General features: G+C 72.2%; 1 protein-coding gene and 1 pseudogene. Both read right to left on the bottom strand.

Annotation, left to right across the window (positions count from 1 at the left end):
* Positions 1-1,745, bottom strand: a pseudogene (locus ACWGDE_RS13550) (hypothetical protein); the annotation flags it as partial.
* 32 nt (positions 1,746-1,777) lie between these two features.
* Complete coding sequence (locus tag ACWGDE_RS13545) at positions 1,778-14,263, bottom strand: WXG100-like domain-containing protein (RefSeq protein ID WP_453389133.1); 12,486 nt, start codon at positions 14,261-14,263, stop codon at positions 1,778-1,780.
* Between the last annotated feature and the right edge of the window lie 2 nt (positions 14,264-14,265).

Raw genomic sequence — 14,265 nt, 5'->3', positions numbered from 1 at the left:
GCCGTGCTCGGTCCGTTCCCGGCCGTCGGCCCGGATTCCGTCGTGGGAGGGGCCGTCGCCGGAGAGGCCGTCGCGGGAGAGACAGTCGGGGACGAGGCGGATGGGGACGGCGTCGTCGCGGCAGGGCGAGCCGCTGAAGAAGTCGCCGGGGACGAGGCAGCCGGGGACGGTGTCGTCGCGGGTGCGGCTGGTGAGCCGTGCGGGGCGGGGGACTCCGGAGCGTGTCCGGATTCCGCCGGGATGCCCGGGCGCCGGGACGGCGTCGCCAGGGTGATTCCCGTACGGACCGCGAACCGCCGCAGTCCCGCGACCGCTTCGGGCTCCGCGCCGTCGGAGACCGCGAGCTCGGTGTGCGTACGGGCCGCCGCGTCGAGACCGGCCAGGAGCGCGGCCAGGTCCTTCAGGCATCCCTCGCGGGCGGACTTCTCCGCCAGACAGTCCGGCGCCAACTCCACCCGCAGGGCCCGGGCCTGCGCGGGCAGGTCCCGTACCGCGGGCGGTACCTCGGGGGTGGTGCCGAGCCAGAGCCCCGAGCGCACCGCCACCGCCCAGACCCCGGACGGCAGCCGCAGGGTCGCCGGTTCGGTCCCCGGGGTCCCCGCGTCCGGGGGGAACGCCCAGGCGGAGGGGCGGGGCGCGGGGCGGGAGCCGTCCTCCCCGGTGGGGGAGCAGACCAGCGCGGTCAGCAGCGCGGGCCAGGTGAACTCCCCCTCGGGGGAGAGCAGTCGTACGCATCCGGCGGCGGCGTCCGCTTCGGCATCGCCGCCGCTCTCGCTCCCGGAGACGGTGACGGGCAGGCCCAGGCACACCTCGATCTCCGTGCCGAGCAGGTCGCAGACCTCCTCGGCCAGGGCGACCGCCTCACGGCCGTCGGCCGGGACGAGCCGCAGGGAGCGGCGCGGCTCCGCGGGCAGACCGGCGAGGAGGGTGGCCAGGTCCTCGGCGGAGACCGGCTCCGCGCGCGGGGCGCCGAGGAGCACGCTCACCCGGTCGGGGTGCACCGCGACCGCGTAGGCGGGCTCGTCGGGGCGCGGCGCGGCGGTGTCCGCCGGGTACAGGGCGAGCCCGGCGGGCACGGCGCGGACCACGGACTCCCCGACCGGCCCCAGGGGGACGCGGACCAGGGCGCGCTGCCAGCGCGGGGCGGGCAGCCGGGTGCCCAGGGCCTCGGGCGCCGCTCCCGGGGCGAACCGCCACCAGCCGCCGCCGGGGGTGGCGGGGTCGGTGACGTAGAGCAGGCCGCCGGGGGTGAGCACGGCCGGGGCGTCGGGCGCCTCCAGGGTCACCTCCCAGGCGTCGGCGAGGCGTTGGGCCAGCGGCCCGTTCCCACCGGCCGCGGCGGCGGCCCCGGACAGCACCAGCCGGACGGCGAGCGGTTCCTCCTCGCGCAGGAGGGCCAGCAGACCGCCCAGTTCCTGGCCGAGGTTGCCGGCGGCGACCGGCGGTACGTCCACCACGACGGCCGGTCGGCGGGCGTCTGCGGGCAGGTCCCGTACGAGGGCGCGGACAGGGGAGTCCCGTACCGCCGAGGAACGCAGCAGATAGCGGTGGGGGAACTCGTCCCGTACGGTGCACGGCGACTCCGCCGGCCGCCCGGTGCTGGAGTCGGCGCCGGCTCCGGTACCGCTCGGCACCGCCGCGCCCCGCTCCGGGCTACCGCCGCGGCGTCCGAGCCTGCGCAGCAGCCGCCCGGACATGCCGCCGCCCGGGGACCGTTCCGCCGGTCCGTCGCCACCCTGTCGCACTGGTCGTCCCCTCTTCGCCGGCCCTGATGTGATCATGATGGGCCCCCGGGCCGGTCGCTCGAACCATCCGAACGCCGGTTCCGGCCGGAGAGCCGGTTGAAAGCGGATTCGGCGAGGCGGGACCGGCCGGGGCCGGGGTGGCCCGGGTTCCGGGAGCCGCCGGTGCCCGGGCCGGGATCATCGAGGGTGAGTTCCTCCATGAGCGACAGGCCCCGCTGCACCTTGGGGAGCCGGCTGCCGCTCGGGCCGTCGTACCGTGCGTCCCGCTCGCCGTCAGCGCCGTCAGCGCCGTCATCGTCCTCGCGCCGGGTGCGCTTGCCCGTCGCCACGGAACCCTCGGGTGACGCCGCGGGTTGCTGCGCGGGTTGCTGCGCGGACTGGTCCGTGGGCCGGTGCGGGGCCCATCCGGTGCCACCGGCGTTCCAGCGGATGTCCAGCGGCGCGTCACCCCCATCGCCGTGGGTGCTCGAGGACGACGGGGCGAAGGCGTGCTGCCCGCCGCCCGGAGTCGTCACGTGGATGCTCCGGCCGAGGGCATCGGCGTAGAGGCCGAGCAGGAAGCGCGCGGTGGCGTCGAGTCCGCCGGGCGTGGCGGCGTCGTGCTCCGCGTAGCTGGCCGGGGTGTGGTCGAAGGGGTGGACGCGACCGGTGGTCAGGCGGATGAAGAAGTCGTTGACGGAGGTGCCCTGAGCGTCCAGTTGCTGGGTGAGGCTCTTCACCTCCGACACCGTCCCGTACTGCAGGTAGATGTGCCGGAACATCGGCCGCAGGACTTCGTCCCAGGTCAGCGGCTCCGCCCGCAGTTGCCGTGGCGGAGTGGAGGCGTCACCGGCCGGGTTCGTCGGCCGGTCCGTGGTCTGTTGCGGCGCCCGTGACGGCTCCAGTGCCTCGCTCAGCGCCGCGAGGAAGGAGCCCGGCGGCTTGTGGAAGCGGGCGGCGGCGAGCAGGTCCCGCTCGGCCAGTTGCCCCCCGATGTTGTCGGCGGCCGGCACCGGCGGCCGGACGAGGTAGGTCCGCGCGAAGTGGCGCATGTGCCGCAGGAAGGCCGACGTGTCGTCGCTCAGAGCCAGTTGGTAGGCGTGCAGGCGCATCTGCGCCGGGTCGAGGCCCGCCCAGACGTGCGGGTGGCCCGGAACGGTACGGGACAGCGCGCGGCTGATCCGCTGCTTCTCGGGGTCGCCCAGGCCGGCGTCGCGCGGCGCCTCGGTCTCGGCCCGGGGCAGGCGGGGGCCCGGATCGGCGGCGGCCGGGACGAGGTCCCACATCCGTTCCTTCCAGACGCGTCTGCCGGGGTGGAAGTGGGGGCGCAACGGGTCCGCCTCGGCGGCCGTGCTGTCCTGCCCCTTGCGGACGGCAGAGAGCCCGAGGCCCGCGCGCATCCTCCTGACCTCCTCGCCGCGGGCGGTGTACGTGTCCCCCTCGCCCCGGTTGAACAGCCGGGCCATGGGATTGGGAAGCCCCTCGTGGTCCTGGGGCAGCATGCCCCGGAGCTTGCCCGCGAACAGCCGGGACAGGTCGGTCTGGGTGGCGTTGTGGCGGAAACCGGTGTGGAAGGCGAGACCGCGGGTGGGCGGTACCAGGTTCTCGGCGGCGCTCCGCAGCGGAGCGATGGCCTGCTCGTAGCCGTGCGCACGGGCCGCGGTCCCCGGGGCGGGGGTGTTCCCCGTCCCGAGTTCCCGGGCGAGGTCCCAGGCGGCCAGTTCCATCAGGCTCTCGCTGAGCTCGTGGAACTCGCCTCCCCCGGTGCCGAAGCGGACCGGTCCGACGGCGTCGCTCTCCAGCAGGACGGCGGCGCCGTCGACGAAGAGGTTCGGCTCGGGGGAGTAGGGGAGCTGGGGGGCGATGGCCGCCTGGCGGTCACGGGCGTTCATGTCGCGCAGGACGGCGCGGTCGAACGTCAGCACGTCCGGATCGTTGACGTCGGTCGGGGAGGTCCGGGGGGTCGGCCGGGTGGGGGGATCCTTCTCCACCACCGGCGCCGTCCCCTTCTGCGTCGCCTGCTTCTGCTGGGCGGTCCGCTTCTTCTCGAAGGCGGCGAGCTGCTTGGGGTACGCCGCCTCGGCCTCGGCGTTCTCCTGCCGCACCCGCGTCTCGGTGTCCCGCAGCAACCGGGCCTTTCCCTCCGGGGTGACGGGGGCGAAGTAACCGCCCGACATCAGGTACGGGCGCAGGGGCGGGAGAGCCGCCGGCGGCTGGGCCGCGATCTCCTCCGGCGACAGGGTCCTGAAGTCCCGCGCGGTCGGCTCGTCGATGCGGGGCGCCGAGAACTCCGCGTGGCCGTCCCCGTCCCCGTCACCGGCGCGGTCGGAGTCGGTGGCCGAGAGCGCCCCGTCCTCGTCGAAGCGCGTTTCCCGGTCCAGCTGCGCGAAGATGTGGCTGCCGTCCGGGGCATGGTGGGGATAGTCGTCGAAGTCCATGAAGGACACGTACGGATGGGTGCCCCCGTCCATGAAGGCGCGCAGGGCCTGGCGGTTGGCATCGGCGACGAGGAGCGCGTTGCGGGCGGTTCCGTAGGGGAACTTGTCGGGCCACGGGTTCAGCGGGGTGGGGACCAGGGCCAGGGGCAGGGAGAACGAGGTCCGCGCCGCGGCGGCCTGGATCGCGTCGTGGATCCGCACCTCCGCCTGCGCGCGCATGGAGGTCTTCTTTGCCTCCACCTTCGTCGCGGACTTCTCGCCGCCGTTGACGGCGACGACCACCGCGACGCGGCCCCGGTACCGCTCGGGCAGGCCGTCCTGCACGTGGTGCAGGAACCGTTCGAGCAACTCGGGGGACTCGCTGAGGGTCCGGTGGCTGACCATGGCGTTGACGACGTAGGAGATCTCGCGGCCCTGCCGGACGCTCTCGCCCACCCAGTGGTGGTACTCCCCGGCGGACATCGGGCTGCGGGTGGCGTTGCGTGCCAGGCCGTCGAAGGCCGGGTTGACGTACGCGTACGGCCGGGCGCCCGGGGCCCCGGAGGCGTACCAGGGGAGGCTGGGCGTGTCGTCGAGCTCCATCGCCGAGGAGCTGGAGCCGGGGGCGCTGCTGGGGGGCAGGAGGGGAGCGTCGTCGGGGGCGAGGCGTTGCTGTGCGGCGGCCTCGCCGGCCGGGCTCGATGCCGTGGTGTCGGGGGTGGCCGTCTGTGGGGCCGCGGTCTCGGGGGCCGCCGTCCCGGGAGCGCCGGTCGTCGGGCCGGACGGGGCCGGGCTCTGGAGCAGGTGGGCGACGGACTGGGCGTAGATGTTGCGGGCCCGCAGGACGTCGATGCGCTCGTGATCGGGGAGACCGGCCAGCAGCTCCGCGAACTCCCTGCCCATCCGCTCTCGTAGGGCATGGTCGGACGCGGCGATGGCAGCCGCCCGCACCGCCAGCGCCTCGACGGCCTCCTTGACGGTGTCGTTCAGTCCGGCGGCGGGATCGCCGTGGCGGAGGAAGGCGTCGATGTTGGCGAGGTCTTCGTCGGTGAAGCCCTTGGGCCGGGAGAGCGCTGCTTCGTCGCCCGTTTCATTCAGCTCGAGGTGCTTGGCGAGTTTGCCGCTGTCGTGCCAGGCGGCGTGCTTCTCGGCGTCCTTGCGGAGGTCGAGGGGGAGGTCCTTCTGGTACTGCCCGGAGCGGGTGGGTGAGTGGGTGACGATCAGGCGCTCGTAACCGGGGGCGAGGCCGTTCTCGGCTGTGCGGTTCGTACCGTCGTCGTGGGTGGAGGTGACCGTCGGATCGGTGTGCCAGGCGGTCATGCGGAACCCGCCCATTTCGCTGTTGGGCTCTTCCAGGTAGCGGACTTCGAAGCCCATGAGGGCCATGGCTTCGAGGTTTCCGCTGCGGAAGCCGAGGTGGCGGGTGGTGGCGTTGCGGTTCAGGTGGTCGAAGAGCTGGAACTGGCCGGTGCGGGTGTGGCCGCCCCAGTCGCGGACGCTCTCGTCCTTCCAGAACTCGGTGAGGTCGGCGACGTGGGCGTCGAAGCCCTGCGGGCGGGTGCCGCCCTCGGTGCCGGGGAGGGCGCCGGTGTTGAAGTAGGCGGAGATCGTCTGATACTTGGCCTTGCCGGCGGGGGTGTGGCCGGAGTCGCCGACGATCAGGACGGCCTTCATGTCGCCGAGACCGGCGATGATCTGGGCGATGCCGAGGTAGCTGGTGTCGTGCTCGATGTGCACTTCGCGCTTCTTGCCGCTGAAGCGCGACCACAGGACCGCGACCTTGTCACCGTCGTTCAGGGTGACGCCCTTGCTGTTGAGCCAGGTGGTGATGGCCGCGTCCCGTTCCGCGTCGGGACCGACCTTCCAGGCCGCGCGCACGTCCTCGCGGAGACGGGTGCTGAAGTCCTTGCCGACGCGCTTCGTGGCGTCCCCGACACCGAGCTGGTTCCTCTTGTTCAGCTTGACCGTGAGGGGAGGACCGGCTTCGGTTTGCACGGTTATTTCCTTGAGCCGTGCGGCCGTCTCGATGACGTGGACGCGGTGGTCCGGAATCCCGGAAGCCTTGTAGAAGGCGGCCATGCCGTCGGCGGCCGCCTTGTGCGACGGATTTCCCACTCCATGGGTCAGGATGACCGAAAGGTTCTCGTCGGCGATGAGGGCGGCCGCGATGCCGAACTGGTCACCGGACGCGTAGTGGGGCTGCGTGAGGAACACCGGCTTTACGGCGGGCGCTCGGTTCGGGGGTTGGTGGGGCGTGCGGTCAGGGGGGAGGTGGGTGGTGTCGCGACTGGTGGTGGCGGGGCGCGTGGGGGAAGAGGGCGTAGCGGGGGTGGTGGGGGTGGTGGGGGTGGTCGTGTGAAGGGGGATGACGGCGTTGTTGCTGACCCTTTCGATCGTGGCGAGGTAGTCGTGGGGGAGGTGGCGAAGGTTCTCCTGGCGGGTGTTCGCCATGAGCCCCTCGGTGCGGACCGCGCCGGCCCGGTCGTTGCGGCGGAAGAGGTGCGGGTCCGCTTCGTGGGTGTCGGCGTACTCGTCGGCGAGGCCGAGGTAGTGGAGGAGTTCGTGGGTGAGGGTGGCGTCGTCGTCGTTGACGTCCCAGTGCAGTTGATCGGCGCGGCCGGGATTCCGGCTCTGGGTGAGGGTGACCGCTTCGCCGTGCTGGGGGGCGTGGATGAACTCGGCGGTGATGCGGAGCTGGTCGCCGCTTTCGGGCAGCCGGTAGCCGGAGTTGGTGTGGCTGTCGAGGATCTTCTGGACCTGCTCCTGGTGCCGGGTGAGGTCGGTCGTGGTGAGACCGTCGGCGAGTTTGAAGGGGAGCGTGATGAAGAAGTGGCGGACCGTGCGGCCGTCGGCGAGCTGCTCACGCCGTACGTGGTTGCGGATGAGGGTGACGGACCCGTCGAGGTGACCGGGACGGGGGTTGAGCTGGCGGAGCTTCGGGTCGAAGCGTTCGGTGTGGACCGCGGCGGTCTTCGCCCCGTGGAAGGCCCGGAGTTCCCGTTCGGTGACGGCCGTGGTGACGAACTCGCCCGGCCTGCGCCCGCTCGGCGTACCGGCGCCGGACCGCGTGGGGTCCGTGCCCGCGTCGGGAACCGCTCCCGTACGCGTGTTTCCGCCACCGCGGACGTCCCGGTCCTGCTCGCTCGAACCGGGCCTCGGAGCGGCTGATCCCCCGCCCTGCGTACCGGAGTTCGCGGACGGGCCCGGGGCCCCGTCGTCCGTGGAGTCCGTTCCCGCGCGGGTCTGCGCGACCCAGCCCGCGCCGGCCTTCCAGCGGACGCGGAGCGGCGCCGCGGTGGACTCGGGGGGAGCGAAGCGCAGGGTCGTGCCGTCGGGGCCGGTGACGTCCAGGGGGCGGGCGAGGGCACCCGCGTACAGGTCCAACAGGAAGGTCGCGGCGGCGTCGAGCGCGAAGGTGCCGTCGGTCGACCGGCTCGATCCGGGGGTCCGGGGCGGGGCGATGTAATGGTCGAGGGTGTGGGTCATCGGGTGGACGCGGCCGGTGAACAGGCGGGTGGACAGGTCCTCCACCGTCAGGCCGTGCTCCGCCGCCCGTGCGATCAGTTCGCGGGCGGCCGGGGTGTCCTGGTGCTGCTCCTGAAGGTGCCGGAGCATCCGCCTGATGTCGGGGTGGGCCTCGGGGTGGGGCCGCAGGACCGGCGACGCGGAGGCGTCGGTGTCCCCGGTGTCCCCCGTGTCCCGGGTGAGCTCCGAGGTGAGCGCTCCGAAGAAGGACTCCGGTCGGGCGGTGAGTGCCTGGGGCGAGGCCTCGGCGAGGTAGGTGGCGGCCACCTCGTGGAAGGTGCGCTGGAGGACGCCCTCGTCCGTGGTGTACAGCAGGTTCATCGTGTGCAGCCGGCGCAGATCGCGCGACAGTCCGAACTCGACGGTGGCATCGGGTCCCGTGCCGAGGGTGGACGACAACGACACCGTGCTCTGGAGGGCCATCGCCTCGAAGGCGTCGAGGGCCTCGACGGTGTTGAGCGAGTCCGCGCGGAGCAGGTCCCCGGAGTCGCGCAGAGCGGAGAGCTGCCCGTACTTCATGGTCTTGGTGGCGGGATTCGCCTCGTGGAAGAGCCTCGGGTAGGGGGTGGGGTTGAGGTGGCTCTGCTGGATCCTGAGCGTGTGCCGGGGCACCGCCGCCTCGTCGAGGTTCTCCTTGAGCGCCGTCTGGCGACGGGACTTGAGCATGCTGAAGTAGAGACGGGACAGGTCGGTCTGCGTGGCGGCGTCATTGACGTCGACGACGAACGCCGTGCCCCGCACCGAGGGGCGCAGGCTCTCGGCGGCGATCCGCAGGCGGGTGGCCGGAGGAGGGGTGGGGCCGGTGGTGCCGGTGGTCCGCGGGGCGGGCGCGTTCGGGTCCGCCGGCGCGGGGAGGGAGATGTCGGGTCCGGCGGAGGTGTCGTTCGCCCGGATCTCCCAGGCCGCCAGGCGCATGAGGCTGTTCGCCAGCCCGTTGAACTCCGCGGCTCCAGGGCTGAACCTGACGGTGTCGAACTGGCCGGGCTCGCCCCTGAGCAGGGTCGCCGGCCCGTCGACGAAGAGGTTCGGCTCGGGCGAGTAGGGCATGAACGGTGCCAGGGCGGCCATCCTGCTCCGCGCGTTCATGTCGTGCCGGATCTCCTGGTCGAAGTCCTCGATCCTCTCGTTGATGTCCTCGGGAGCCTTCCCGAGCTGAGCGCGATCCTTCGCGCTCTCCCACCGTTCGCCGGTCTCCTCGGCAAGCCGGGTGCGCCCGTCGTGGTCGCCGGAGGGCGGAATTCGGTAGCCGCCGGACATGAGCAGGGGCCGCAGGGGCGGCAGAAGACCCTGGGACTCGGGGCCCGTCATCCGCCCGAAGCCGAGTCGCGCCTCGAAGTGATCGAAGACGTGCGGCCCGGAGGGGGTGGTGTGCGGGTAGGCGTCGAAGTCCATGAACGAGACGTACGGGTGGGTGTTGCGGTCGAGGAGTGCGTGCAGCGCCTGTCGCGTGGCCGTACTCGTCAGCGTGACGTTCCGGGCGGTGCCGTAGGGGAAGCTCGACGACGGGGGGAGCGGCGTGGCGACGACGGCGAGAGGCACCGGGCAGACGATGTCGGCCGTTGCCTCGGTGATCGCGTCGTGGATCGGCTGGGTGGCGGCGGCATCGCCTTCTTGTACCTGCCCGTTGACGCCGACGACGATCGCGACCCGTTCGCGCATCTCGGGGGACAGGCCTTCGAGGACGGAGTTGATGAACCCCTGGAGCTGGCCCGGTTGCTTCATCGCCTCGTGGCCGACGACCGCGTTGACGACGTACGACGTCGGGTGGCCCCCCTCGACGCTCCGGAGAACGCGGGCGTGGTACTCCGAGGCCGACAGCGTGCCCTGTCCCTGACCCTGCCCGCCGATGAGAGCGGCGAAGCGGGGGTTGTTGTACGCGATCGAGGTCACCTCGGGAGCGGTGGCCGGGGCGGGCGCGGCCGGGCGGGGCGCGCGGCCGCCGCGGACCGAGGGGACGGCGCCGCCGCGGGGAGAGGGCGTGGAGCCGCCGCGGGTCGAGTGCATGGAGCCGCCCGGGGTGGGGTTCGTACCGCCCGTGCCCCTGTTGCCGACACCGGTGGTGGGCCGGCCACCGCGGCCCGGCTGCTGGCCGCCACGGCCGGGTGTGCCTGTGGCGCCGCCGCGGGCGGACGTGCTGGTGCTGTCGCTACCGCCGCTTTGGTTCGCGCCTCGGCCCCTGCCTCGGCCTCTGACGTTCGTGTTCCCGCCCCGGCCGGTGTCCTGACCACGGTTGGCACCGTTGTTCCCGGAGGAGTCGCCGCGGTTCTGTCCCCTCGGCGCCTGGTTGCTCGTCCAGTCCGGGGTGTTCTCCGGGGCGAGACGGGACTCGGGGGTTTCGTCGGTGTCCGCCGGATTCGGCTGCTGCTGCGGTTCGTTCAGGAGGTGGGCCACGGACTGGCCGTGGATGTTGCGGGCCCGCAGGACGGACAGCCGGTCGTGGCCCGCCTCGGACGAGAAGAGGCCGGCGAACTCGGTCTGACGTTCCAGCAGCCGGTTCTGACTCCGGGTGAGCTGCTCCTGGAACGCCGCCTTCTTACGCTCGTGCTGCGCCACGATCCTCAAGGCCGAGGCCGAGGTCGAGGTCGAGGTCGAGGTCGAGGTCGAGGTCGAGGTCGAGGTCGAGGTCGAGGCCGGGGGCGAGGCCGGGGGCGAGGCCGGGGTCGAGGCCGGGGTCGTGGTTGAAGTTGTGGCCGGCGTAGTGGCCGGGCCCGTGGTCGCGGTCGAGGCCGATGTGGTGACGGGCGCCGTGCTCTGCGAGGTTGCCGGAGTACCGCCCGTGGCGAGCGCCTTCTGGATGCCCCTGTCGGCGACCGCGATCTCCTTCGTGAGCTCGTCGATCTTCTTCGTCTGCGCCGCGACGTCGGCCGCCATCTCGGCGACTCGCACCCTCAGCTCCGGGTTCAGTCCGGCGCCGGGGTCGCCGTGGCGGAGGAAGGCGTCGATGTTGGCGAGGTCTTCGTCGGTGAAGCCCTTGGGCCGGGAGAGGGCGGCTTCGTCGCCCGTTTCGTTCAGCTCGAGGTGTTTGGCGAGTTTGCCGCTGTCGTGCCAGACCGCATGCTTTTCGGCGTCCTTGCGGAGGTCGAGGGGGAGGTCCTTCTGGTGCTGCCCGGAGCGGGTGGGGGAGTGGGTGACGATCAGGCGTTCGTAGCCGGGGGCGAGGCCGTTCTCGCTGGTCCGGCTCGTGCCGTCGGTGCTGTTGGCGGTGGCCGCCGGGTCGGCATGCCAGACGGCCATCCGGGCGCCGCCCATTTCGCTGTTGGGTTCCTCGAGGTAGCGGACCTCGAAGCCCATGAGGGCCATGGCTTCGAGGTTCCCGCTGCGGAAGCCGAGGTGGCGGGTGGTGGCGTTGCGGGCGAGGTGGTCGAAGAGCTGGAACTGGCCGGTGCGGGTGTGGCCGCCCCAGCTGTGGACGGTCTCGTCCTTCCAGAACTCGGTGAGGTCGGCGACCTGCGCGTTGAAGCCCTCTGGGCGGGTGCCGCCTTCGGCACCGGGGAGGGCGCCGGTGTTGAAGTAGGCGGAGATCGTCAGGTATTTGGCCTTGCCGGCGGGGGTGTGGCCGGAGTCGCCGACGATGAGGACGGCCTTCATGTCGCCGAGGCCGGCGATGATCTGGGCGATGCCGAGGTAGCTGGTGTCGTGCTCGATGTGCACTTCGTGCTTCTTGCCGCTGAAGCGTGACCACAGGACGGCGACCTTGTCGCCGTCGTTCAGGGTGACGCCCTTGCTGTTGAGCCAGGTGGTGATGGCCGTGTCCCGTTCGGCGTCGGGACCGACCTTCCAGGCCGCGCGCACTTTCTCCCGGAGTTCGGTGCTGAAGTCCTTGCCGACGCGCTTCGTGGCGTCCCCGACACCGAGTTGGTTCTTCTTGGTCAGCTTGACCGGGAGCGTTCCCTTGTCCGTCTCCGCGGTGATTTCCTTCAGCCGCTCGGACGTCATGACGACGTGGATGCGGTGGTCGGGAATCCCGGAAGCCCTGTAGAAGGAGCGGATCCCTTCGGCCTTCGTCATGTCCGCCGCGTCCTCGTAGGTCAGGATGACCGAGAGGTTCTCGTCGGCGATGAGGGCGGCCGCGATGCCGAACTGGTCGCCGGACGCGTAGTGGGGCTGCGTGAGGAACACCAGATCTTCGGCGGACGGGCGCGCGGGCGCGCGCGGCGGGACCGGGAGGGTGGGTGAGGGCTCGGGGCCGTCCTGCTCCGACGTGGTGACGGTGTCGGCTGCCGTCTCCGCGCGGCGGGGGGACCGGCTGGTGTCCCAGGCCACGCTCCCCGGGTCGTCGGCGAGCCTTCCCTGGGACCGGGAGCCGTCGTCCGCCGTGGACGTGGACGTCAACGTGGGCGCGGACGTGGTGGTGACCGGGATGCCCGGGGTGCTCTCCTCCGTGATGACGGAATCGTTCCCTTCGGCGCGCTCCGTCACGGTCGTGCCGTCTTCGTCGCGGCCGGTGGACTCCCAGGCCTGCTTGTCGCTCTCGGTGGAGGGACGGGGGGCGTCCGTGTTCCCCTCCGCCGTCGGCCGCTTCGCCGTGTCGCCGTCGCTGCCGCCCTCCTTCACCGGGGCGGTGTCCTCGCCCGACAGGGCCCCGCTCTCGGTGACGAGACCGGCCGGCTGACTCGCGGGGGCGTGGGCGGTGTCCCCGTCGGTACCGGGGGCCGTGGGGGACGCCGGGTCGACCGCGGCCTTCTGCCCGGCGGTGTTCGGGGAGGCCTGGTTCGCCGGCCCGTTCGCTCCGGCCGGGTTGTTCGCCGCGGTCGGTGTGTTCGAGACGGTCGGTGTGTTCGCCGCGGTCGGAGCGGGGCCGCCGGGCGCTCCCGGGGCGGGGGCGGAGGTGGTGGCGACCGGAATCGGGGCACTCTGCGAGGTGTCCCGGGCGGCCCCCGACGGGCCGCCCTCGCCCGCGAGGTAGTCCGGGTCCTCGTCGACGTCCAGGTAGTCGAGGTCGTCGTCCTTCTCGGCGAAGAGCTGGTCCAGGCCGAGGTCGGCCATGTCGTCGGTGAGGCTGCCGGTGTCCGGCTCCGCGAAGAACTCGTCCAGGCCGAGATCCTGCATGTCGTCGGTGAGCCCCGAGGAACCGCCGCTCCCGCCGTGGCCGAAGTCCGGTTTGTCCATCCCGAGGGAGCCGCGCAGCGACATCCCGAGCTTGTCGCCACCGGTCTCCAGCAGGTGCCCCAGGCGGCCCTCGACGAAGCCGGAGCCGAAGGTCAGCCCGGACGTCTTGAAGGTGTGCTCCTCCGAGAAGATCAGGTTGTACGTGCCCTCCGAGACCGCCGCGTGGGCGCCCTCGAACAGGCCGCGCACGAGCCCGCCCCTCATCGACTGCAGGATGCTCTGGCCCATCGCGTCCGCCGTGCCCTGGGTGAGGGCCTTCATCGCCCCGTCGTCGAGGTGCTTGGAGATCGGCTTCAGCGCGTCGCCCAGCGCGTCGGGCAGCTCCTTGCGCCCGGTCCCCATGAGCAGGGTCTTCGCCCACTGCCGGCCGGCCTCCCGGGCCTCCGGGCCACCGAAGCGTCGTTCGAAGGCGTCCCCGACGTCCTTGATGAAGTTGCGTGCCGCCTTCTCCGGGTTCGGGCCCGCGGTGCCCGGCAGGCGGTTGCGGAAGATGTCCGTGATGTCCTTGCCGAAGGACTGCGGCGGGGGCGGCAGGTCCTTGTTCGTGTTCGGCTTCGGGGTGTCGCCCGGCTTCGGGGGCGGCGGAGGCGGGGTGGCGCCGTCGCCCGCCTTGTTCTTCGGCGGGGGCGGCGGAGCGACGTCGTCACCGACCTTCTTCTTGGGCGGGGGCGGCGGTGCGAGGTCGCCGGCCTTCTTGCCCAGGTTCTTGCCCGCGCCGTCGCCGAGCCCCTTGGGCGGCGGCAGGACCTCGTCGAGCTGCTTGCCGATCAGCCGGCCGGCGTCGTCGCCGAACATCTTCGCCAGGAGCTTGCTGAACAGGCCGCCCAGCGCCTGGAAGGGACCCGCCAGCGCGCCCTGCACGGCCCCGGAGAGCGCCGCGTTCTTGGTGAGCTCGCTGTCCCACTCGTCGCGGGTGCCCTGGTTGAGCTGCGTCCACTGGCTCAGCGCGTCCATGACCACGCCCATGCCGACGTTGATGATCTCGTGCATCAGCAGCGCGACGATCATCCGCCCGAGCCGGGTGCGGATGATCAGCCGGACGATGGCCTGCTTCTGCAGGTACGCGCCGATGGACGCCCCGAAGAAGAAGGACAGGGCCAGCGCCACCGCGGCCTCGACCAGCAGCTCCACCAGCTGGGCGATGATCATGTACTTGGTGTACTGGAGCTGGGTCGCGCTCTTGCGGGTGAAGGTGGCGACCAACTCCGCCTGCTCCGTGACGGAGTTGAAGTAGTCGAGCCCCTTCTGGCCGCCGAGGAAGGACTTCATCGCCTCCTGGTACATCTCGGCGGCGGTGCCGTTGAAGTTCTTCTTCGTGTAGCCGAGTGCGTCGGCCACCCGTTGCTGGACCTCACCGTTCAGTTTCCCGTGCAGCCCCTTGTGCGCCTCGGCGAGGGCGAACAGCTTGTCCTCGTCACCGTCCGGAGGGATCTCACCGGTCAGGGCCGCGAACAGCCAGGCGCACTCGGGGGGAAACTGCAGCGACATGG

The organism is Streptomyces sp. NPDC054956 (assembly GCF_053609185.1).
The sequence above is the reverse complement of the archived record's forward strand: the minus strand, read 5'-3'. Positions and strand labels throughout refer to the sequence as shown.